Genomic DNA, 19,709 nt, shown 5'->3' with positions numbered 1-19,709 from the left:
TTCGATTTCAGCTCACTGCTTGGTAGTTGCAGCGGCATCAGTGCGCATGGACAGCGCGATCCGTTCAGCGGTACCGACCGGAATTTCGCCAACGACGGTGACCATCATCTCGCCTTGAGGGGTAGTCAAGCGGCGGGAAACAGCAACGGTAGGCCCCAACTGGGTGCGAGTGTCGGTGACTGTGGCGCCGTTCAATGGCTCAAGGAACACCGAGAAACGGGCCAGACCATCGTCATACATCAGACTGTTGACCTGGTTTTTGGTCTCTGGATCCTTGCGCGCAGTACTGCTGGTCAGCTCAAACCCTGGTGGTAACCAGTCCGAATGCCAGACCTGAGTGACCTTCGCTGCAGAAGCCTTGTCGCTGTCGAGGGTGACAGCTTTGCAATCGTCGCCCGGTTGCAAGTCGCTGTCGGACGGAACATCGACAGTGTCCAGTTGCGTGAACTGGAATCGCTCGAGCAATTGCCCCTTCTCATTCAGAAGTAATGACTTGAGAGGCAGGCCGGTTTCTTTATCCAGATGCAGTTCAAAACCGTAGCGGTGCTGATCGCGAGGCGTCAGTGAAACAATCACTGCCGCACGCCCGGCCACACGCGACTTACCGACGACGGTAAGGTCATACCAATTCTTGAGCTTTTGTGGATCGAGTGCACGAGCAGAGGAGTTGGGGGAGTCCCCAAGCCCCGCTATCAGGGTGCCGCTGACGCATTGAGTATGCCCATCAATGCGCACGACTTCCTGTGCCGAGCCGTCGAGCTGGAGTAAACGCTCGCGGACCTTGCCATCCTGGACGCGGTGCCAGATGTTGTGGGTAGAAAAACTACCGTTACGCTCGTAGACGAAAGTACCGTGAAAGCTTTGCTGTTGCTCGGCTTGGCCCAGACGGGTCAACCAGTCCTGGGCTTCATCAGCATGGGCTGGAACAACAAACCAGCCACCGAGCAGAAGCGTAAGTAGAGGTATGGCGCGCATGATCCTCCTTAACGGTTTTCCAGACTTGCTGCACGAGCGTAAGGCAGAGCGCTCTCAGTACCTTTCAGTGCAGCCTGTTGAGCATGTTGGCGCAAGTAGCTTGGCAGACGCTGATCGTGCCAGCCTGGCTGACCTTGCAACACGCCGTTGGCCATAGGACCAGTGGCTTCCGAACTCTCATTGTAGCCTGCCAATACAGCCGGGCCTTTGACCTGAGGAACGGCCAGAGCCGGTTGACTGGATTGTTGAGCCAGTTCGACACCAGCGATCTCGTCCTGATTGTATAGACGAACACCTGCCAGTACGGCAACCGTTACCGAAGCAGCGACTGCCAGACGACCCAGGCTGCGCCATGGACCACGGGAGGCTTTTGCCGGTACGGCTTCGTCAGCCAGCGCAGCAGAAACTGCCGCAGCAATGTCCAGACGTGGAAGCAGCAGATCCTTGTGCATCACTGCCCGAGCGATTTGATAACGAGCCCATGTTTCACGGGTTTCAACATCGTCGAAGGCATTCAATACCCGACGCAATTCCAATTCGTCCGCTTCGTTATCCATCACTGCGGACAGCGATTCCTGCAGGGCTTCACGACTCATGGCGTTCCTCTCTTGGCTGTCGCCGCTGTCTCAGTTTTCCTGCAACAACGGCTGCAGGGCTTTATCGATGGCCTCCCGAGCGCGGAAAATCCGGGAGCGCACGGTACCCACCGGACATTGCATGACGCTCGCAATGTCCTCGTAACTCAGACCATCGAATTCACGTAAAGTTAAAGCCGTACGCAAATCTTCTGGCAGTTGCTGAATGGTTCGATGGACGGTGCCTTCGATCTCATCCCGCAGCAATGCGCGTTCTGGCGACTCGAGATCCTTGAGGCCATGATCGCCATCGTAGAACTCTGCATCCTCGGAACTGACATCGCTATCCGGCGGCCGGCGGCCGCGTGAAACCAGATAGTTTTTCGCCGTGTTAATGGCGATGCGGTAAAGCCACGTATAAAACGCGCTGTCTCCGCGAAAATTTCCAAGTGCACGGTACGCCTTGATAAAGGCTTCCTGTGCCACATCCTGGGCTTCATGGGTGTCGTGCACGAAACGCACGATCAACCCGAGAATTTTGTGCTGGTATTTCAGCACTAGCAGATCGAAAGCTCGCTTGTCGCCGCGCTGAACGCGTTCGACCAGCTGCTGATCCTCTTCCTGGGTTAGCATGAACTCTCCTCGATAAGCTCGGAGGAGGCTTGCATAACTAAACGACCAGACTTGCAAACATAGACTCGGGCTTTTCGCAAAAGTTCTCCCCCTCCAGGCAAGTTTCCTGCGGGCTCTGATTTGGCACGCACGAAAAGCGCAGCGCGGGTTGACCCGGCTGCGCGAATAATCTTGTCATCGGATTCGCCGGCAAGGATCAAACCACGATCCCGCGTAGAAGCCGACACTGTCCCTTGATTCAGGCAACGGTCTATTGATCTTGGGCCTTTGGCAAAAGTTCCAAATATTTATAGCTGCGCGACACCGACATTGTGCAACCGTGAAGAGAAAAAGACTGTTAAATCCACGATACAGTCTTCTTGTCGCCGAACCCGTCGAAAAAACATCCGACGAAGCGTCCGGTTTTTTCCTTCACAGTAGTTTCACAATGCCATATGAGCTCGGCTATTGTGCCGCTCCCCCCCTCTATATACTAGTGGGCTGTGTGGCTGCCTGACTCGCCGATCCAGGTGTCTAGCGCCAACCCCGACCCGGGTCGCTTTGAGCGGAATCCTGAAATGAGCCAACAGTTTCAACACGATGTCCTGGTAATTGGCAGCGGTGCTGCCGGCTTGAGCCTTGCGCTGACCTTGCCCGGTCATTTGCGCATCGCCGTACTGAGCAAAGGCGACCTCGCCAATGGCTCGACTTTCTGGGCCCAGGGAGGCGTCGCTGCCGTCCTGGATGACACCGACACCGTGGAATCCCACGTCGATGACACCCTCAATGCCGGTGGTGGCCTGTGTCATGAAGACGCAGTGCGCTTTACCGTCGAGCACAGTAAAGAAGCGATTCAATGGCTGATCAACCAAGGCGTCCCGTTTACCCGCGATGAACAGTCCGGCACCGAAGACGGCGGATTCGAGTTCCACCTGACTCGCGAAGGCGGTCACAGTCATCGACGCATCATTCACGCCGCCGATGCCACGGGCGCGGCAATATTCAGAACCCTGCTCGCCCAAGCCAAACAAAGACCCAACATCGAATTGCTGGAACAGCGCGTCGCTGTCGATTTGATCACTGAAAAGCGTCTGGGCCTTGAAGGCGATCGCTGCCTTGGCGCCTATGTCCTCAATCGAAGCACCGGTGAAGTCGACACCTACGGCGCCCGTTTTGTGATCCTCGCCTCAGGCGGCGCGGCCAAGGTCTACCTCTATACCAGTAATCCCGACGGCGCCTGCGGTGATGGCATCGCCATGGCCTGGCGCTCGGGCTGCCGGGTGGCGAACCTGGAATTCAACCAATTCCACCCCACCTGCCTTTATCACCCGCAAGCCAAGAGTTTCCTGATCACCGAAGCGCTGCGGGGCGAAGGTGCACACCTGAAACTGCCCAACGGTGAACGCTTCATGCAGCGTTTCGACCCTCGGGCCGAGCTGGCACCACGGGACATCGTCGCCCGCGCCATCGACCATGAGATGAAGCGTCTGGGCGTCGACTGCGTCTATCTGGACATCAGCCACAAGCCAGAAGCCTTCATCAAGACGCATTTCCCGACGGTGTACGAGCGCTGTCTCGAATTCTCCATCGACATCACCAAACAACCGATTCCAGTGGTTCCGGCGGCGCACTACACCTGCGGCGGTGTGATGGTCGATCAACAGGGCCGCACCGACGTGCCGGGGTTGTATGCGATTGGCGAAACCAGTTTCACCGGCCTGCACGGCGCCAACCGCATGGCCAGCAATTCGCTGCTGGAGTGCTTCGTTTATGCCCGTTCGGCGGCGGCGGACATTCTCAGGCAGTTGCCGCAGGTGTCGATTCCCATCGCCCTGCCCGTCTGGGATGCGAGCCAGGTCACCGACTCCGACGAAGACGTGATCATTGCGCACAACTGGGATGAACTGCGGCGATTCATGTGGGACTACGTCGGCATCGTACGCACCAACAAGCGCCTGCAACGGGCACAGCACCGTGTTCGGCTGTTGCTGGACGAAATCGACGAGTTCTACAGCAACTACAAGGTCAGTCGGGATTTGATCGAGCTGCGTAACCTGGCCCAGGTGGCGGAACTGATGATTCAGTCAGCCATGGAGCGCAAGGAAAGTCGCGGTCTGCATTACACCCTCGATTATCCGAACATGCTGCCGGTCGCGCTGGACACTATTCTGGTGCCGCCCACCTACGCCGGCTGAACTTGAGCCGAACCCGCAGGCGCCGGTGCACATCCGCCGCCTGCGAATCCCGCGGCACGCAAATCGCCCGGACCCGCCGCTCGCCCCTTAGACGAAAACGCAGCACAACGACCAACGGTAGCGCGAGGCTGTCCGGCCGCAGTTGCACCGGCTGCCAGCCCTGCGCCTGACTCCACAACTGCCAGCCATCGGCATCGCGACGCAAGCCGCGAATTGCCTGCGGGTGTGTCAGCAGAATCTGCCGAGGCAACGCCCAAACGCCGTGAGCCAGGCAGCAAAAAGCGCCGAGCAGACTGGCCCATGCCGGTATAGAGAGAAGAAACAACGAACCCAGCGCGAACACCTGGGCCAACAGATACGCCGCCAGCAACTGCCGTGAGGCATGCCAGCGGCATTCGAACGAATTACTTGGGCTGGACACGATCCAGGATCATGCGAACCATGCGCTGAAGCTCCGGATCTTCCGATTCGGCGCGTTCCATGAACCAGCCGAACATGTCCTGATCTTCGCACTCGAGCAGCCTGCGGTAGCAATCACGGTCGACATCATTGAGGTGCGGGTAGACCTCTTTTACGAACGGCACCAGCAACACGTCAAGTTCAAGCATGCCGCGGCGGCTGTGCCAGTAGAGGCGATTCAGTTCAACATCTTCGACCATGGAGCGCTCCTCAAATAGGCGGCAAGTATACAGTCCCAGGCACCATCGAACACTCGGCTTTGGTCGGGCGCCCACGATCCTTTGTGAACTACCCATTTCGAGAGCGCCCCCTTATGATGTCCCCCAGTCTCTTTACCCTGCGATGACCCATGGCCGATTCTGCTTTTTTCTGCACCCTGTCTCACGAAGGCGTTCTCGCGGTCCGCGGCGCGGATGCCAGCAAATTCCTGCAAGGCCAATTGACCTGCAACCTCAATTATCTGAGCGACACCCAGGCCAGTCTGGGCGCCCGCTGCACGCAAAAAGGCCGCATGCAGTCGAGTTTCCGCATTCTGCTGCAAGGTGACGGCGTTCTAATGGCCATGGCCACCGAATTGCTGGAGCCGCAACTGGCGGACCTGAAAAAGTACGCGGTGTTCTCCAAATCAAAACTGACCGATGAAAGCGCCGCCTGGGTCCGCTTCGGCATCGATCATGGTGATAGCGCACTGGCCAGCCTGGGTCTCGTGCTGCCGGCAGAAACCGACAGTGTCGCGCGCAATGACAGCCTGATCGCCATCCGCGTCTCGCCGGACCGCGCCGAACTCTGGACCGCCGCCGATCAAGCCGACGTCATCAAGGGCAAGCTGTCCGCACTGTTGTCTGAAGGCGATCTGAATCAATGGCTGCTGGGCCAGATCCGCGCAGGGATCGGTCAGGTCATGCCGGGTACCCGTGAGTTGTTCATCCCGCAGATGCTCAACCTGCAAGCCGTCGGCGGTGTAAGTTTCAAGAAGGGTTGCTACACCGGCCAGGAAATCGTCGCGCGCATGCAGTACCTGGGCAAACTCAAGCGCCGCTTGTATCGCCTGCAACTGGAAACCGGTGAACTGCCGGAGCCCGGCACCCAACTGTTTTCCCCGACTCACAGCAGCTCGATCGGCGAAGTAGTGTTGGCAGCACGTGCCGAGCACAACATTGAATTGCTGGCCGTGTTGCAAGCCGAGGCAGCAGAAGCCGGCGACATCCACGTGGGCGCGCTCGACGGTCCGGCCCTGCACCTGCTTGACCTGCCTTACCAACTGGATCGCGATCGCGAAATCCAGCGATAACTGTCGTATTTTTTGCAACACCCTAGAGAAACGAAATGAGCGAGCTGGCGGAAAAGGTCCAACAGGATTTGGTTGAGGCCATCGATAACGATGACCTGGTTCTGCCAACATTACCGGAAGTGGCCATGCAGATTCGCAAGGCTGCCGAAGACCCGGAAATCAGTGTCAGCACCCTTAGCAAAGTGATCGGCCGCGATACCGCGCTGTCGGCGCGCCTGATCAAAGTGGTCAACAGCCCGCTGCTGCGTGCAACCCAGGAAGTCACCGACCTGCACACGGCCATCACTCGGCTGGGCGTCAATTACAGCAGCAACCTGGCCATCGGCCTGGTCATGGAACAGATTTTCCATGCCCGCTCCGAGGTGGTGGAACAGAAAATGCGCGATGTCTGGCGCAAAAGCCTGGAAATCGCCGGGGTCAGCTATGCGCTGTGCCGCAGCTACACACAACTCAAGCCCGATCAGGCGGCCCTTGGCGGCCTGGTGCATCAGATCGGCGTTTTGCCGATCCTGACGTACGCCGAAGATCACTATGAACTGCTGTCGGACCCGGTCAGCCTCAACCATGTGATCGACCACATTCATCCACTGATCGGCGACAAACTGCTCAGGGTCTGGGAGTTTCCGGAAATGCTGGTGCAGGTGCCGGGGCAGTATCTGGACTTCAAGCGCGAGTCCGGGCGGATTGATTATGTCGATCTGGTGCAGGTGGCCAGTCTGTATTGCCACAAGGACACCGACCACCCCCTCGCTCGCATCGATGCGTTCAGTGTGCCGGCGTTCAAGAAGCTGGGGATCGATCCGGATAACGAATCGATGTGCAGGGATCTGGAAGAATCGCGGTCGATGTTTTACTGATCAAGACCGCGTCGCCCCCATCGCGAGCAGGCTCGCTCCCACAATGGACCTACGTAACACCAAAGATCCCCTGTGGGAGCGAGCCTGCTCGCGATGGGGCCAGCCCTGACACCACAAAACTACCCTGCAATAAAACTCACCCGCACTTTCAACCCCGCCTGCGCGCCATCGTGCAGGCTGATCTGCGCCAGGTGTGCCCGGCAGATCTCGCCGACAATCGCCAACCCCAATCCCGACCCGGCGACCTGCTGGTTGCGCCGATAGAAGCGCTCGAACACCCGATCGCGCTCTTCAAGGGGGATCCCGGGGCCGTCGTCCTCGACCTCCAGCACCGCCGGCGCCGTGACGCGCAGAATGACGTTACCGCCGGGCGGCGTGTGGGCCAGTGCGTTGTCCACCAGATTGCTCAACAGTTCGTTCAACAGCGTCGGCTCACCGCGCAGCCACACCGGTTCGTCCGCTTCCAGCGCCAGTGCCACGCCACGCTTGTGAGCAAGCGGCGCCATGGCCATGCCCAGTTCGCGAGCCAGCTGGCTGAGATCGAGCAACTGCGCACCGCCCTCGGCGATCGCCCGGGCGCCATTCTCCACCCGTGCCAACGAGAGCAATTGATTGGCCAGATGGGTCAGGCGATCCGTGCCTTGGGCTGCCGTTTCAAGGGTGCTGCGCCAGGTTTCGGGTTCGGTCGAGCGCAGGCCCAGTTCAAGTCGCGCCTTGAGTGCCGCCAGCGGTGTACGCAGTTCATGGGCCGCATCGGCAATGAACTGCGCCTGACGCTCGAACTGCCCGCGCAGGCGTTCGGTAAAGTGATTGAGCGCGCGCACCAGTGGCCACAATTCATGTTGCACTTCCACCAGCGGCAGCGGCCGCAGATCGTCGGACTGTCGCTCTTCGACCGCCGTGCGCAGACGCTCCAACGGACGCAGCGCCGCGCTGACCGCAAACCACACCATCAACAGCGCACCAACCGCCAGCATGCCCAGACGCAACAACGTGTCCGCCGCCAGACTGCGGGCCATGCTGACGCGCGCTTCATCGGTTTCCGCCACGCGGATTTCCGCCATGCCATTCATGTTCGGCTCGCTCACAGGCTTGAGCAGGCTGACCACCCGCACGTTCTGCCCCTGATAAGTCGCGTTATAGAAACGTGCCAGCGCCGGATAGTCGTCGGTGCGCGGCGTTCCTGGTGGCGGCGGCGGGAGGTTTTCGTAGCCGGAAATCAGCTTCTGATTGATGTCGTTGACCAGGTAGAAAATCCGCCCGGCGCTGTCATAGGCAAACGTATCCAGGGCCACGTAAGGCACGTCGGCGCTGAGACTGCCATCGCGCTGGGACACACCCGCAGCGATGGTCCGCGCCGAGGCCAGCAACGTCCGGTCATAGGCAGTGTCGGCAGCTTCGCGACCGTTCCAGTACGCACTCAAACCACTGGCCAGCATCAACACCACCAGCAACAGCGCCAGGTTCCACAGCAACCGCCAACGCAGGCTGCTGGGCTTATGCATCGCGGCTTTCCAGCAAGTAGCCGAGACCGCGGAAGGTCACAATGGCGACCGGTTGGCCATCGAGTTTCTTGCGCAAACGGTGGACGTAGATCTCGATGGCATCGGGGCTGGCTTCTTCGTCCAGGCCAAAGACCTGGGAAGCCAGTTGCTCCTTGCTCATCACCCGGCCGGGACGGGCAATCAGTGCTTCGAGCACCGCCTGTTCGCGGGAGGTCAGGATCAATAACTCTTCGCCGAGGGTGAAGCGCCGAGTGTCCAGATCGTAAGCCAGCACGCCACAGGTCTGCTGGCGTTCGCCACCGAGGACACTGCGGCGCAGCAAGGCTTTGACCCGGGCTTCGAGCTCGGTCAGTTCGAAAGGTTTGGCCAAATAGTCGTCGGCACCGAGGTTCAGGCCATGGACCCGGTCCTTGACGTCGCTGCGGGCGGTCAGCATCAGCACCGGCAGGTTCTTGCCCCGCGCCCGCAGACGCGCCAGCACTTCGAAACCATCCATGCGTGGCAGCCCGACATCGAGAATCGCCATGGCGTATTCCTCGCTGCTCAAGGCCAGGTCGGCCGCCACACCGTCGTGCAGCACATCCACGGTCAGCCCAGTGCTCTTGAGCGCCTGGGCGACACTTTCAGCAAGTTGCAGATGGTCTTCGACGAGCAGAACACGCATGGATCTTTACCTCATTCAGGGATGTTCGACGCCATTCTTTGGCGCGGAGTTTACAGCCGCATCCGCCGCTGTGAAGCCTGAAAACCGTGAAAGTCCGCTGAAAGGCTAGTGAAAGGTTAGTGAAAGGTTCGACGGTTAGAGTCGCCCCACGGATGGTTTCGACAAGCCATCGAATCGTGCTTTGAAATGTAGCTCCCGAAAAACGCCATGAAGCGTTTTCGCCAATAAGAACAATAAACGAGGTACTGCACCATGCTGAACACACAGCTTCAGGCTTGCCCGCCCCACCCTTTCCTCCGATTCCCATCGTTTACGCTTGCCAGCGCCGAAGCCGGTTGCACGGCGCGAAACCGCCGCACCTGAAATATCCCCAAAAACAAAAACTCCCGTGGAGACAAAAATGAATCGATCACTGCGCCGTTTCGCCCTCGCCGCCAGCTGCATGCTGTTTGCCGGCCAACTGATGGCCGAGCCCAAACGCCCGGAATGCATCGCCCCGGCCTCGCCGGGCGGTGGTTTCGACCTGACCTGCAAACTGGCGCAAAGCGCGCTGGTGAACCAGAAACTGCTGACCAAACCGATGCGCGTGACCTACATGCCCGGCGGTGTCGGCGCGGTGGCGTACAACGCGGTGGTCGCTCAACGTCCGGCCGACGCCGGCACGCTGGTCGCGTGGTCCAGCGGTTCGCTGCTGAACCTGGCCCAGGGCAAGTTCGGTCGTTTCGATGAAACCAATGTTCGCTGGCTCGCCGCTGTCGGCACCAGCTATGGCGCCATCGCGGTAAAAAGCGATTCGCCTTACAAGAACCTCGACGACCTCGTTCAAGCGTTGAAGAAAGATCCAAGCAAAGTGGTGATCGGTTCCGGCGGCACCGTCGGCAGCCAGGACTGGATGCAAACCGCCCTGATCGCCAAGGCGGCCGGGATCAACCCGCGTGACCTGCGTTATGTCGCCCTCGAAGGCGGCGGTGAAATCGCCACCGCGCTGCTCGGCGGCCACATTCAGGTCGGCAGCACCGACATCTCCGACTCCATGCCGCACATCCAGAGCGGTGACATGCGCCTGCTGGCGGTGTTCTCCGAGAAGCGCCTGGACGAACCGGAAATGAAAGACATTCCAACCGCCAAAGAGCAAGGCTACGACATCGTCTGGCCAGTGGTTCGCGGCTTCTACCTCGGGCCAAAAGTCAGCGACGAAGACTACGCCTGGTGGAAAGACTCCTTCGACAAACTGCTGGCTTCCGACGAGTTCGCCAAGCTGCGCGATCAGCGTGAACTCTTCCCGTTCGCCATGACCGGCCCGGAGCTGGACACCTACGTGAAGAAGCAGGTCGCGGACTACAAAGTGCTGGCCAAAGAGTTCGGCCTGATTCAGTGATCGCCTCTGTCTAGCGGCTACGGCCCCCGGTTTGCGGGGCCGTGGCACAGGAGTTTTCCATGCTCTTACAACGCATTTTTGCTTCGGTGCTGTTGCTGGCCTGTGTTGGCCTGGCACTGATGGCGTGGCCGTATCAAGCGGCTTTTTCCTACGAACCGGTGGGACCTCGGGCCTTTCCGCTGCTGATGCTCGGCCTGATGGGCCTTGGCCTGCTGTACATGCTGTTTCGCCCGACGCCGATCGTGCACAGCGACGATGACCCGAAACTCGACCGCGAAACCCTGAACAAGATCGGCATCTGTGTCTTGTTACTGCTGATCTTCGCCGGGCTGTTCGAACCGCTGGGCTTTATCCTCAGCAGCATCCTGATCGGCATTCCGATGGCGCGCCTGTACGGCGGTCGCTGGGGCCCGAGCATCGTCGTGACGACGCTGATGAGCATTGGCCTCTACCTGCTGTTCGACAAGTTGATGGATGTGCCGCTGCCCTTGGGCCTGCTCGACGTTCTGGAGAACTGATATGGATACTTTCGGCTATTTGGGCCAGGGCTTCGGCGTTGCATTGAGCCCGTACAACCTGGTGACCGCGCTCTGCGGCACCCTGATCGGCACCGTCGTTGGCCTGCTGCCAGGCCTGGGCCCGATCAACGGCGTGGCGTTGCTGATCCCGATCGCCTTCGCCCTCGGCCTGCCGCCGGAGTCAGCACTGATCCTGCTGGCAGCGGTGTACCTGGGTTGCGAATATGGCGGCCGGATCAGCTCGATCCTGCTGAACATTCCGGGCGAAGCGTCCACCGTGATGACCACCCTCGACGGTTATCCGATGGCCCGCAAAGGCCTGGCCGGTGTGGCATTGTCGCTGTCGGCCTGGAGCTCGTTCATCGGTGCGTTCATCGCCACTTGCGGCATGGTGCTGTTCGCCCCGTTGCTGGCGAAATGGGCGATAGCCTTCGGGCCGGCGGAATACTTTGTCCTGATGGTGTTTGCGATTGTCTGCCTGGGCGGCATGGCCGGTGAACGTCCGCTGAAGACCTTTATCGCAGCGCTGATCGGCCTGTTTCTGTCGACGGTCGGGATCGATGCCAACAGCGGTGTGTACCGATTCACCGGGGACAACATCCATCTGACCGACGGCATTCAGTTCGTGGTGCTGGTGCTGGGCCTGTTCTCCATCAGCGAAATCCTGCTGCTGCTGGAAAAAACCCATCGCGGCCAGGAAGCGGTGAAAGCCACCGGGCGGATGATGTTCAACTTCAAGGAAGCGTCGGCGGTGTTCGTGGTGAACATCCGTTGCGGCCTGCTGGGTTTCATCATGGGCGTATTGCCCGGTGCCGGAGCAACGCTGGCCAGTGCCGTGGCCTACATGACCGAGAAACGCATCGCCGGCGCCAAGGGTACGTTCGGCCAGGGTGACATGCGCGGCCTCGCGGCACCGGAAACCGCCATCGGCGCTTCGGCGTGCGGCGCTCTGGTACCGATGCTGACCCTCGGTGTTCCCGGATCGGGCACCACGGCGGTGATGATCGGCGCGCTGTCGCTGTACAACATCACACCGGGACCGCTGCTGTTTCAACAGCAACCGGACATCGTCTGGGGCCTGATCGCCTCGTTGTTCATCGCCAACATCATGCTGGTGATCCTCAACATCCCGATGATCCGTATCTTCACCCGCATCCTCGCCGTGCCGAACTGGGCGCTGGTGCCGGTGATCGCGATCATCACCGGGATCGGCGTCTACGCGGTGCACGCGACCACCTTCGACCTGTTCCTGATGATCGGCATCGGCATCTTCGGTTACATTCTGCGCAAGCTGGATTTTCCGTTGTCGCCCGTGTTGCTGGGCTTCATCCTCGGCGGTCTTATGGAACAGAACCTGCGGCGCGCCCTGTCGATTTCCAACGGTGCACTGGAAATCCTCTGGTCGAGCCCGATCACGTTCGGTGTCTGGGTGCTGACCGCGGTGATGCTGCTGATGCCGCTGCTGCGGATCTGGCGCAAGCGTTCGGTCGCGCGGCGCGTTATTGCCGATGTCTGAACGAACACCCTTCAAAGCCTGGTGGGGAACCCCGCTGGTCGGCCTGCTGGGCGGTTACCTCGCCAGTCAGGTCGGCTGGCCGCTGCCGTGGATGGTCGGCTCGTTGCTGGCGATCATCCTGGTGCGCTGCCTGACACCCTGGCAATTGGCGGAAATCCCTGGCGGCCGCAAGTGCGGCCAGTGGATCGTCGGCATCGGCATTGGCCTGCACTTCACCCCGGTGGTGATGGAGCAGGTGCTGAGCCACTTTGGCCTGATCTTCTTCGGTGCACTGGTCACCAGCCTGTCGGCCGTGGTCGGGGTCTGGTTGATGCGCCGTACCGGTGAAGATCGCGCCACCGCGTTCTTTTCCAGCATGCCCGGTGGTTCAGGGGAGATGGTCAACCTCGGCGCCCGCAATGGCGCGGTGCTGAGTCGTGTTGCGGCGGGGCAAAGTCTGCGAGTGCTGGTCGTCGTGCTTTGCGTGCCGGCAGCCTTCAAGTATTTGCTGGGCAGCGGCACACCGATTTTTCATCCATCCGCCGTCAATTGGTGGTGGCTGGCGCTTCTATTCCCGGCGGGCGCCTTGGCGGCGTGGCTCTGGGAACGTCTTCGTCAACCCAATCCGTGGCTGTTCGGGCCGTTGCTGGTGAGCGCGGCGGTGAGTATTGGTTGGGATCTGCACATTGGTTTGCCGAATGGCGGGAGCCAGATCGGCCAATGGTTGATCGGTAGCGGGTTGGGTTGTCACTTCAACCGGCAGTTTTTCCGGCGCGCGCCTTCATTCATGGGCCGGACGTTGATCGGGACGGTGTTGACCATGTTGATCGCGACAGCCGCGGCATTGGGGTTGAGTGCGTTGACGCATCTGGATCTGCGTTCGCTGACCCTGGGCATGATGCCCGGCGGGATTGCGGAGATGAGCCTGACGGCGGAGACGCTGCAATTGTCGGTGCCGCTAGTGACGGCGATGCAGGTGATGCGGCTGTTGTTTGTGTTGTTTCTGGCGGAGCCGTTGTTCAAATATTGGAATCGGGTGCCGGAGCCAGACTGATAGACCGAGTCGCGCCCATCGCGAGCAGGCTCGCTCCCACATTGATGTTGTGAACACTGAAAGTCCAGTGTGGGAGCGAGCCTGCTCGCGATGCTTTTAGACTGGCGGCAACCGCCACTCGATCGGCGTCTCGCCATTCTGTTCAAGAAACTTGTTAGTCCGGCTGAAATGCCCGCACCCAAGAAAACCGCGATAAGCGGACAACGGTGACGGATGCACCGAGGTCAGCACCAGGTGCTTGGTGGCATCGATGAGTTTCTGCTTGCTCTGGGCATGGGCGCCCCACAGCATGAACACCAGATGCGGCTGCTGCTGGCTGACCACTTCAATGATCCGATCCGTGAAAAACTGCCAACCCTTGTCCTTGTGCGCATTGGCGTTGGCGCGCTCAACGGTCATGGTGGTATTTAGCATCAACACGCCCTGATCAGCCCAGCTCTGCAGATAGCCGTGATTGGGGATCTCGATGTTCAGGTCGCGTTTCAACTCTTTATAGATGTTCACCAACGACGGCGGCGCCGGCACGCCCGGTTGCACCGAGAAGCACAAGCCATGGGCCTGACCGGGGCCGTGATACGGGTCCTGACCGAGGATGACGACCTTGACCTTGTCCAGCGGCGTTGAATTGAGCGCGTTGAAAATCATCGGTCCCGGAGGGTAGATTTCCTTGCCTGCCGCGCGCTCCTGTTGCAGGAAGGTGCGCAACTCTGCCATGTAGGGCTGGTCGAATTCGGCACGCAGTGCCTCCTTCCAGCTCGGTTCGAGTTTGATACGGTCGTCAGCAGTCATGGTTACATCCGGCAAAGACAATGGGGCGAACCCTAGGAAAGCCCATCACGCTTGTCAATTGATCTGACGCAGATCCGGCACTTTCCTGCATTGCGATCATACTGAACGCTCAAATTCCCGATCGAGGTCACGATGAATCTGCACTTCGAAGAACTCACCGGCACCGACGGCGCACGCATCGGCATCGCCAGCCTGGATGCCGAAAAGTCCCTCAACGCCCTGTCCTTGCCGATGATCAACGCCCTGCGCGATCAACTGGACGCCTGGGCCAAGGAACCACAAATCGTCTGCGTACTGTTGCGCGGCAACGGCGCCAAAGCCTTTTGCGCCGGTGGCGAAGTGCGCAGCCTGGTGGAGGCTTGTCGCGCTCACCCCGGAGAAGTGCCGCCGTTGGCCGCGAACTTTTTTGCGGCGGAATATCGCCTGGACTTCAATCTGCACACCTACCCCAAACCGCTGATCTGCTGGGGCCATGGTTATGTGCTCGGCGGCGGCATGGGGCTGCTGCAAGGGGCGAGTATCCGGATTGTCACGCCGAGCAGTCGGCTGGCGATGCCGGAGATCAGTATCGGCCTGTACCCCGACGTCGGTGCCAGTTGGTTTCTGTCGCGGCTGCCCGGCAAGCTCGGCTTGTTTCTCGGCCTGACCGGCGCCCACATGAACGGTCGCGATGCGATCGATCTGGACCTGGCTGACCGCTTCCTGCTCGATGAACAGCAGGAAGAGCTGATTGAGCGCTTGCTGCAATTGAACTGGCAGGAACAGACGGCGATGCAGCTCAACAGCCTGCTCAAGGCCTTGCAGCAGGAAGCGGTCGCGCAAATGCCCGAGGCCCAGTGGTTGCCGCGTCGCCAGCACATCGACGAGTTGCTGGACGTCAGCGATGTACGTTGCGCCTGGAAGGCTATCGCCTCGCTGCGCGATCACACGGACCTGCTGCTCAGCCGTGCCGCGCGGACGATGAGCGAAGGCTCGCCGCTGACCGCTCATCTGGTGTGGGAACAGATTGCCCGCGCCCGGCACCTGTCATTGGCTCAGGTCTTTCAGATGGAATACACCATGAGCCTCAACTGCTGCCGTCATCCGGAGTTCAGCGAAGGCGTGCGGGCGCGGTTGATCGACAAGGACCAGAAACCTCACTGGCACTGGCCGGATATCAACAACGTGCCGGATGCGGTGGTGGAAGCGCATTTCCATAAGGTCTGGGAGGGGCGGCATCCGCTGGCGGGTCTTTCCGAATACTGAACCAAATGTGGGAGCGAGCCTGCTCGCGAAGGCGGCATATCAGTGACATTTAACGTTGTCTGATACACCGCTTTCGCGAGCAGGCTCGCTCCCACAAGTACTGCGTTTAACTCAAATCAGCGGTGGCCGCCCCGGCCATCGTGATCGCCGCGACCGTTGTGGTCGCCCCTTCCACCACGGTTGTCGCGTCCACCATGGCCGCCACGATAGTCGTTGTTTCCACCGCGGTTATGGCCATCCCAACCGCGATTCTGGTGAGCCCGGTAATCGGCTCGTGGCGACGGCTGGTAATAACGCGGCGCCGGCTGATAAACCCGCGGCTGATAGTAATACCGCGGCGTTGGCTGGTAATACCGTGCAGGCGGCGAGTAATACCTGCGCGGGGCCGTGTAGTAACCGCCATTGGAGTAGTAAGGCCCGCCACCGGAGTAATACGGCGCTGGGGACGTGTAGACCTCGGAACTGTAGTAGCTGGCTCCTCCATCGGAATAGGGCACGCACGCACCAAGAGACAATCCCAATACTGCAATCAGAAGAATTCGGTGGAGCTTTTTTCGACAGAGCATGGCGGCCTCCTGGACCGCGAGTGAGCCACACCAGCGACGCTGGCGAGCGACAGTCAATTATTCGGTGACTGTCGAAAGATCAGACATCGAATTCGAAATCTGGTGCGCTCTTGCAACAAGTTGAAACAAGTAGCCGATGAAAGGTTTTTCATCTATTCACGCGCTGATTAATGGCGCCAGCGGTGATATCCACCGCCGTAATAACGCGGCCCATGCCCACCGTAGTAATAGTAGCGATAGCCTCCGTAATAACGCGGGCCGTAATAGCCACCGTAGTAGTAAGGCGAGTAGTAACCGGGATAGTAATAAGGTGCCGTGTACACATCGGCGGGGCCTGCGTAGTAGTAGCAGCCAGATAGCCCCAGACCGAGCAACGCACTGAACAATAGTCGACGCAACATGACGGCCTCCGGGAAGACCAGCGACAGCAGTCGGCACAGGCCGACCGACATGACTTTTGACTTGAAAACCGCAAGCGAGTGCGGCGCAAGCAAGAACCTTCAGATCAGCGGCCAACACGTCCCAATGCGGTGCAGCCACGCACCATCACAAGGCAATACCGCCTCCCTTTCCACCGCGCCAATCGTGCCATCCCCCGAGCCAGAGGCCTTTAACCGACTTGGCACGGCTCTCGCTTTAACAAACCCGTGCAGGAGTCATCACAGGTTCGCGGCACCACAATTTGCAATGGCTGACTAGGGTTCCGGCTCGCTAAGGCGAGTGGCTGGTCCGAGAGTTGGCGACCTCCAGTTGAGGTTACACGGCGGGACAAAAGCCCGGGAGACAAGCCACCGTTCACGGTGCCGCGTTGACTCCTGCCCGCCCTTGATCAACTGGAGAACCACCCATGTCCCGACTTCGTTTACCCGCCCTGCTCGCCGCCGCTTTCGCAGCCTTTGTGAGTGTCTCGTCCCAGGCCGCCCAGAAAGACCACTTCAGCGTCTGCTGGACCATCTACGCCGGCTGGATGCCCTGGGAATACGCCGGCAGCCAAGGCATCGTCGACAAATGGGCGAAGAAGTACGGCATCAAGATTGATGTGGTGCAGCTCAACGACTACGTCGAATCCATCAATCAATACACCGCCGGCCAGTTCGACGGCTGCACCATGACCAACATGGACGCACTGACCATCCCGGCCGCCGGTGGCGTCGACAGCACCGCGCTGATCGTCAGCGATTTCTCCAACGGCAATGACGGCATCGTGCTCAAGGGCGACGGCAAGAAAGTCACCGACCTCAAGGGCATGGACGTCAATCTGGTGGAGCTGTCGGTCTCCCACTACCTGCTGGCCCGGGCGCTCGACTCGGTGGACCTCACCGAGAAAGACCTGAAAGTAGTCAACACCTCCGACGCCGACATATCGGCGGCCTTCAACACCGATCAGGTCAACGCCGTGACGACCTGGAACCCGATGCTCTCGGACATCAAGGCCAAACCCGGTGTGACCGAAGTCTTCAACTCCAGCCAGATACCCGGCGAAATCATGGACATGATGGTGGTCAACAGCGCCACCCTCAAAGACAATCCGGCATTGGGCAAAGCGCTGACCGGCGCCTGGTTCGAAGTGGTCGAGTTGATGAACGCGAAAAACGCCGCCAGCAAAGCCGCCCTCGAACACATGGCCAAAGCCTCCGGCACCGATCTGGCCGGCTTCCAGGCGCAACTGGACACCACCAAACTGTTCACCACGGCCAAAGAAGCCCTAGCGTTTTCCACCAGCAAACAGCTGCCGGAAACCATGCGCAAGGTCGCCGAGTTCTCGTTCCAGCACGGCTTGCTGGGTGAAGGCGCCAAGGACACCAGCGCGATCGGCATGGCCTTCGCCAATGGCGTGACCAGCGGCGACAAGACCAACCTCAAGCTGCGTTTCGACCCGACCTACGTGCAGATGGCTGCCGACGCCAAGCTGTAACCGGAGGAACTGGCCATGCGCCTGATCAATCGCCACCCGGATCGCCCGAGTCGCCTGCTGTTGGTGATCCTGCCGTTCGCCCTGGTGCTGTTCGCCTACTTCATGGGCTCGGCCGAGCGGCTGACAGACAACCCCAACGACAAGCTGCTGCCCAGCGCGGTGCAGATGACCGACGCGGTGAAACGCCTGGCTTTCACGGCGGACAGTCGCACCGGTGAATACCTGCTTTGGCAAGACACCGCGTCCAGCCTGAGACGGCTGGCCATTGGTCTTGGCATCAGCGCGTTGGCCGGGCTGTGCCTGGGCATCGCCGCCGGCACCTTGCCGCTGTTCGGCGCACCGTTATCGCCGCTGCTGACGGTGCTGTCGATGGTGCCGCCGCTGGCGATCCTGCCGATTCTGTTCATCGTGTTCGGGTTGGGGGAGTTGTCGAAAGTGATGCTGATCGTGATCGGCATCACCCCGTGCCTGGCCCGCGATCTGGAGCAGCGCGCCCGGGAAATTCCGGTCGAGTTGCTGATCAAGGCCCAGACCCTCGGCGCTTCGACCTGGACGTTGATGCTGCGGGTGGTGCTGCCGCAATTGCTGCCGCGTCTGCTGATCTCGCTGCGGCTGATGCTGGGGTCGGCGTGGCTGTTCCTGATCGCCGCCGAAGCCATCGCGTCCACCGACGGCCTCGGCTACCGGATTTTCCTCGTGCGCCGCTACCTGGCGATGGACGTGATTCTGCCTTACGTGGTGTGGATCACCCTGCTCGCCTGGCTGATGGATTGGGGCCTCAAGCGCCTGACCCAACGGGCGTTCCCTTGGTATGAAGGAGCCCGGGCATGAGCTTCATCACGGTAAAAAACGTCTGGCAGCAGTACGCCGACCAGGTGGTGCTCGAAGGGCTGAATCTGAACGTCAACGAGGGTGAGTTCTGCACCTTGGTCGGCGCGTCGGGTTGCGGCAAATCGACCTTCCTGCGGCTGTTGCTCGGCCAGGAACGCGCCAGTCGCGGCGAGATTCTGTTGGATGACCAAGCCTTGGCAGGCGAACCCGATGCCAGCCGTGGCGTGGTGTTCCAGCGCTACTCGGTGTTCCCGCACCTGACCGTGCTGGACAACGTTGCCCTCGGCCTCGAACTACCACGCTCGCCGCTGCTTGGGCGCTTGTTCGGCAGCGCTAAAAAAGATGCGCGCGAACAAGCCTCAGTGTTGCTGCACAAAGTCGGCCTCGGCCACTCGCTGGACAAGTACCCGGCGCAACTTTCAGGTGGCATGCAGCAACGGCTGGCCATCGCCCAGGCGCTGATCATGAAACCTCGGGTGTTGCTGCTCGACGAGCCGTTCGGCGCCCTCGATCCGGGCATCCGCAAGGACATGCACAGCCTGTTGCTGGAGCTGTGGCGCGAGACGCAACTGACGGTGTTCATGGTCACCCACGACCTGTCCGAAGGGTTCAGCCTCGGCACCCGCCTGCTGGTGTTCGACAAGGTCCGCATTGACCCGCACGCCCCCGGCGCCTATGGCGCGCGCATTACCTACGACATCCCTTTGAACAGCGACCGCCGCGCCAACCGCGCCGCCGTCGATGCCTTGCCGGCTCAGTTGGCAGGCGCGCTTCGCACCGCTTAA

General features: G+C 60.2%; 21 protein-coding genes and 1 riboswitch. Of the genes, 11 read left to right on the top strand and 10 right to left on the bottom strand.

Annotation, left to right across the window (positions count from 1 at the left end; translation table 11 throughout):
- Positions 1-12 precede the first annotated feature (12 nt).
- Genes ACYZUD_RS31230 through rpoE form a run of 3 tightly spaced genes read right to left on the bottom strand, consistent with a single transcriptional unit; the run spans position 13 to position 2,183 of the window.
- Entirely contained in the window at positions 13-975 is a 963-nt protein-coding gene (locus ACYZUD_RS31230) for a MucB/RseB C-terminal domain-containing protein (RefSeq protein WP_462021643.1), read from the bottom strand.
- Positions 976-983: 8 nt separating this feature from the next.
- The gene (locus ACYZUD_RS31225) at positions 984-1,571 is read right to left on the bottom strand and encodes a sigma-E factor negative regulatory protein (protein WP_462021642.1); all 588 of its coding nucleotides are present in this window, start codon (positions 1,569-1,571) and stop codon (positions 984-986) included.
- A 30-nt stretch (positions 1,572-1,601) separates the two neighbouring features.
- Entirely contained in the window at positions 1,602-2,183 is a 582-nt protein-coding gene (gene rpoE, locus ACYZUD_RS31220) for an RNA polymerase sigma factor RpoE (protein ID WP_003172477.1), read from the bottom strand.
- A 557-nt stretch (positions 2,184-2,740) separates the two neighbouring features.
- Here rpoE and nadB point away from each other — a divergent pair.
- Complete coding sequence (gene nadB, locus ACYZUD_RS31215; RefSeq protein WP_462021641.1) at positions 2,741-4,357, top strand: L-aspartate oxidase; 1,617 nt, start codon at positions 2,741-2,743, stop codon at positions 4,355-4,357.
- Here nadB and ACYZUD_RS31210 read toward each other — a convergent pair.
- Both ACYZUD_RS31210 and ACYZUD_RS31205 read right to left on the bottom strand, forming a co-directional pair.
- Complete coding sequence (locus ACYZUD_RS31210) at positions 4,326-4,778, bottom strand: protein YgfX (RefSeq protein ID WP_462021640.1); 453 nt, start codon at positions 4,776-4,778, stop codon at positions 4,326-4,328. The two genes, nadB and ACYZUD_RS31210, sit on opposite strands and share 32 nt — an antisense overlap.
- Positions 4,762-5,016 (bottom strand): FAD assembly factor SdhE, encoded by a 255-nt coding sequence (locus ACYZUD_RS31205; protein ID WP_033054070.1) that lies wholly within the window; start codon positions 5,014-5,016, stop codon positions 4,762-4,764. Before ACYZUD_RS31205 ends, ACYZUD_RS31210 begins: the two co-directional genes overlap by 17 nt.
- A gap of 149 nt (positions 5,017-5,165) precedes the next feature.
- On the opposite strand from ACYZUD_RS31205, the gene ygfZ reads away from it, so the two are divergent.
- Both ygfZ and ACYZUD_RS31195 read left to right on the top strand, forming a co-directional pair.
- Entirely contained in the window at positions 5,166-6,107 is a 942-nt protein-coding gene (ygfZ, locus tag ACYZUD_RS31200) for a CAF17-like 4Fe-4S cluster assembly/insertion protein YgfZ (protein ID WP_462021639.1), read from the top strand.
- Between the two features lie 35 nt (positions 6,108-6,142).
- Positions 6,143-6,964, top strand: a complete 822-nt coding sequence (locus ACYZUD_RS31195) for an HDOD domain-containing protein (protein WP_462021638.1) — start codon at positions 6,143-6,145, stop codon at positions 6,962-6,964.
- 119 nt (positions 6,965-7,083) lie between these two features.
- On the opposite strand, the gene ACYZUD_RS31190 is transcribed toward ACYZUD_RS31195, so the two are convergent.
- Together ACYZUD_RS31190 and ACYZUD_RS31185 are read right to left on the bottom strand one after the other, a co-directional pair.
- Positions 7,084-8,469 carry a sensor histidine kinase gene (locus ACYZUD_RS31190; RefSeq protein ID WP_462021637.1) on the bottom strand — a complete coding sequence of 462 codons (1,386 nt, stop codon included), beginning with the start codon at positions 8,467-8,469 and terminating at the stop codon, positions 7,084-7,086.
- A complete protein-coding gene (locus ACYZUD_RS31185; protein WP_462021636.1) occupies positions 8,462-9,133 on the bottom strand; it encodes a response regulator in 672 nt (223 codons plus the stop codon). Before ACYZUD_RS31185 ends, ACYZUD_RS31190 begins: the two co-directional genes overlap by 8 nt.
- Before the next feature lie 400 nt (positions 9,134-9,533).
- Between ACYZUD_RS31185 and ACYZUD_RS31180 the strand changes: the two genes are divergently transcribed.
- From ACYZUD_RS31180 to ACYZUD_RS31165, 4 genes are read left to right on the top strand one after another with little or no spacing between them, the layout of a single operon-like run.
- Entirely contained in the window at positions 9,534-10,511 is a 978-nt protein-coding gene (locus tag ACYZUD_RS31180; RefSeq protein WP_462021635.1) for a Bug family tripartite tricarboxylate transporter substrate binding protein, read from the top strand.
- Positions 10,512-10,570: 59 nt separating this feature from the next.
- Positions 10,571-11,029: a tripartite tricarboxylate transporter TctB family protein gene (locus ACYZUD_RS31175; RefSeq protein ID WP_462021634.1), complete on the top strand. Its 459-nt coding sequence runs from the start codon at positions 10,571-10,573 to the stop codon at positions 11,027-11,029.
- Between the two features lies 1 nt (position 11,030).
- Positions 11,031-12,545: a tripartite tricarboxylate transporter permease gene (locus ACYZUD_RS31170; protein ID WP_462021633.1), complete on the top strand. Its 1,515-nt coding sequence runs from the start codon at positions 11,031-11,033 to the stop codon at positions 12,543-12,545.
- Positions 12,538-13,578 carry an AbrB family transcriptional regulator gene (locus tag ACYZUD_RS31165; RefSeq protein WP_462021632.1) on the top strand — a complete coding sequence of 347 codons (1,041 nt, stop codon included), beginning with the start codon at positions 12,538-12,540 and terminating at the stop codon, positions 13,576-13,578. The genes ACYZUD_RS31170 and ACYZUD_RS31165 overlap by 8 nt, the downstream gene beginning before the upstream one ends.
- Positions 13,579-13,674: 96 nt before the next feature.
- Here ACYZUD_RS31165 and ung read toward each other — a convergent pair whose 3' ends face one another.
- The gene (ung, locus tag ACYZUD_RS31160) at positions 13,675-14,367 is read right to left on the bottom strand and encodes a uracil-DNA glycosylase (protein WP_462021630.1); all 693 of its coding nucleotides are present in this window, start codon (positions 14,365-14,367) and stop codon (positions 13,675-13,677) included.
- Between the two features lie 132 nt (positions 14,368-14,499).
- Here ung and ACYZUD_RS31155 point away from each other — a divergent pair, with 132 nt between their 5' ends.
- Positions 14,500-15,612: an enoyl-CoA hydratase/isomerase family protein gene (locus ACYZUD_RS31155; protein WP_462021629.1), complete on the top strand. Its 1,113-nt coding sequence runs from the start codon at positions 14,500-14,502 to the stop codon at positions 15,610-15,612.
- Positions 15,613-15,728: 116 nt separating this feature from the next.
- On the opposite strand, the gene ACYZUD_RS31150 is transcribed toward ACYZUD_RS31155, so the two are convergent.
- Both ACYZUD_RS31150 and ACYZUD_RS31145 read right to left on the bottom strand, forming a co-directional pair.
- Entirely contained in the window at positions 15,729-16,178 is a 450-nt protein-coding gene (locus ACYZUD_RS31150; protein WP_462021628.1) for a hypothetical protein, read from the bottom strand.
- Between the two features lie 167 nt (positions 16,179-16,345).
- A complete protein-coding gene (locus ACYZUD_RS31145) occupies positions 16,346-16,579 on the bottom strand; it encodes a hypothetical protein (RefSeq protein ID WP_462021627.1) in 234 nt (77 codons plus the stop codon).
- Positions 16,580-16,862: 283 nt separating this feature from the next.
- A riboswitch (guanidine-I (ykkC/yxkD leader) is annotated at positions 16,863-16,963 on the top strand.
- 62 nt (positions 16,964-17,025) lie between these two features.
- Between ACYZUD_RS31145 and ACYZUD_RS31140 the strand changes: the two genes are divergently transcribed.
- Genes ACYZUD_RS31140 through ACYZUD_RS31130 form a run of 3 tightly spaced genes read left to right on the top strand, consistent with a single transcriptional unit; the run spans position 17,026 to position 19,709 of the window.
- Complete coding sequence (locus ACYZUD_RS31140; protein WP_462021626.1) at positions 17,026-18,093, top strand: putative urea ABC transporter substrate-binding protein; 1,068 nt, start codon at positions 17,026-17,028, stop codon at positions 18,091-18,093.
- Between the two features lie 15 nt (positions 18,094-18,108).
- The gene (locus ACYZUD_RS31135; RefSeq protein ID WP_046046146.1) at positions 18,109-18,924 is read left to right on the top strand and encodes an ABC transporter permease; all 816 of its coding nucleotides are present in this window, start codon (positions 18,109-18,111) and stop codon (positions 18,922-18,924) included.
- Positions 18,921-19,709, top strand: coding sequence for an ABC transporter ATP-binding protein (locus tag ACYZUD_RS31130; protein WP_462021625.1), 789 nt, complete (start codon positions 18,921-18,923; stop codon positions 19,707-19,709). Before ACYZUD_RS31135 ends, ACYZUD_RS31130 begins: the two co-directional genes overlap by 4 nt.

The organism is Pseudomonas sp. XS1P51, assembly GCF_054897845.1.
Note: the sequence above shows the minus strand (reverse complement) of the source record. Positions and strands in the feature narration are given on the sequence as shown.

Bases quoted from the DNA above. Each gene is read 5' to 3' on its own strand.
- ACYZUD_RS31230 (WP_462021643.1), bottom strand. From the start codon at position 975: ATGCGCGCCATACCTCTACTTACGCTTCTGCTCGGTGGCTGGTTTGTT.
- ACYZUD_RS31225 (WP_462021642.1), bottom strand. From the start codon at position 1,571: ATGAGTCGTGAAGCCCTGCAGGAATCGCTGTCCGCAGTGATGGATAAC.
- rpoE (WP_003172477.1), bottom strand. From the start codon at position 2,183: ATGCTAACCCAGGAAGAGGATCAGCAGCTGGTCGAACGCGTTCAGCGC.
- nadB (WP_462021641.1), top strand. From the start codon at position 2,741: ATGAGCCAACAGTTTCAACACGATGTCCTGGTAATTGGCAGCGGTGCT.
- ACYZUD_RS31205 (WP_033054070.1), bottom strand. From the start codon at position 5,016: ATGGTCGAAGATGTTGAACTGAATCGCCTCTACTGGCACAGCCGCCGC.
- ygfZ (WP_462021639.1), top strand. From the start codon at position 5,166: ATGGCCGATTCTGCTTTTTTCTGCACCCTGTCTCACGAAGGCGTTCTC.
- ACYZUD_RS31195 (WP_462021638.1), top strand. From the start codon at position 6,143: ATGAGCGAGCTGGCGGAAAAGGTCCAACAGGATTTGGTTGAGGCCATC.
- ACYZUD_RS31190 (WP_462021637.1), bottom strand. From the start codon at position 8,469: ATGCATAAGCCCAGCAGCCTGCGTTGGCGGTTGCTGTGGAACCTGGCG.
- ACYZUD_RS31185 (WP_462021636.1), bottom strand. From the start codon at position 9,133: ATGCGTGTTCTGCTCGTCGAAGACCATCTGCAACTTGCTGAAAGTGTC.
- ACYZUD_RS31180 (WP_462021635.1), top strand. From the start codon at position 9,534: ATGAATCGATCACTGCGCCGTTTCGCCCTCGCCGCCAGCTGCATGCTG.
- ACYZUD_RS31175 (WP_462021634.1), top strand. From the start codon at position 10,571: ATGCTCTTACAACGCATTTTTGCTTCGGTGCTGTTGCTGGCCTGTGTT.
- ACYZUD_RS31170 (WP_462021633.1), top strand. From the start codon at position 11,031: ATGGATACTTTCGGCTATTTGGGCCAGGGCTTCGGCGTTGCATTGAGC.
- ACYZUD_RS31165 (WP_462021632.1), top strand. From the start codon at position 12,538: ATGTCTGAACGAACACCCTTCAAAGCCTGGTGGGGAACCCCGCTGGTC.
- ung (WP_462021630.1), bottom strand. From the start codon at position 14,367: ATGACTGCTGACGACCGTATCAAACTCGAACCGAGCTGGAAGGAGGCA.
- ACYZUD_RS31155 (WP_462021629.1), top strand. From the start codon at position 14,500: ATGAATCTGCACTTCGAAGAACTCACCGGCACCGACGGCGCACGCATC.
- ACYZUD_RS31150 (WP_462021628.1), bottom strand. From the start codon at position 16,178: ATGCTCTGTCGAAAAAAGCTCCACCGAATTCTTCTGATTGCAGTATTG.
- ACYZUD_RS31145 (WP_462021627.1), bottom strand. From the start codon at position 16,579: ATGTTGCGTCGACTATTGTTCAGTGCGTTGCTCGGTCTGGGGCTATCT.
- ACYZUD_RS31140 (WP_462021626.1), top strand. From the start codon at position 17,026: ATGTCCCGACTTCGTTTACCCGCCCTGCTCGCCGCCGCTTTCGCAGCC.
- ACYZUD_RS31135 (WP_046046146.1), top strand. From the start codon at position 18,109: ATGCGCCTGATCAATCGCCACCCGGATCGCCCGAGTCGCCTGCTGTTG.
- ACYZUD_RS31130 (WP_462021625.1), top strand. From the start codon at position 18,921: ATGAGCTTCATCACGGTAAAAAACGTCTGGCAGCAGTACGCCGACCAG.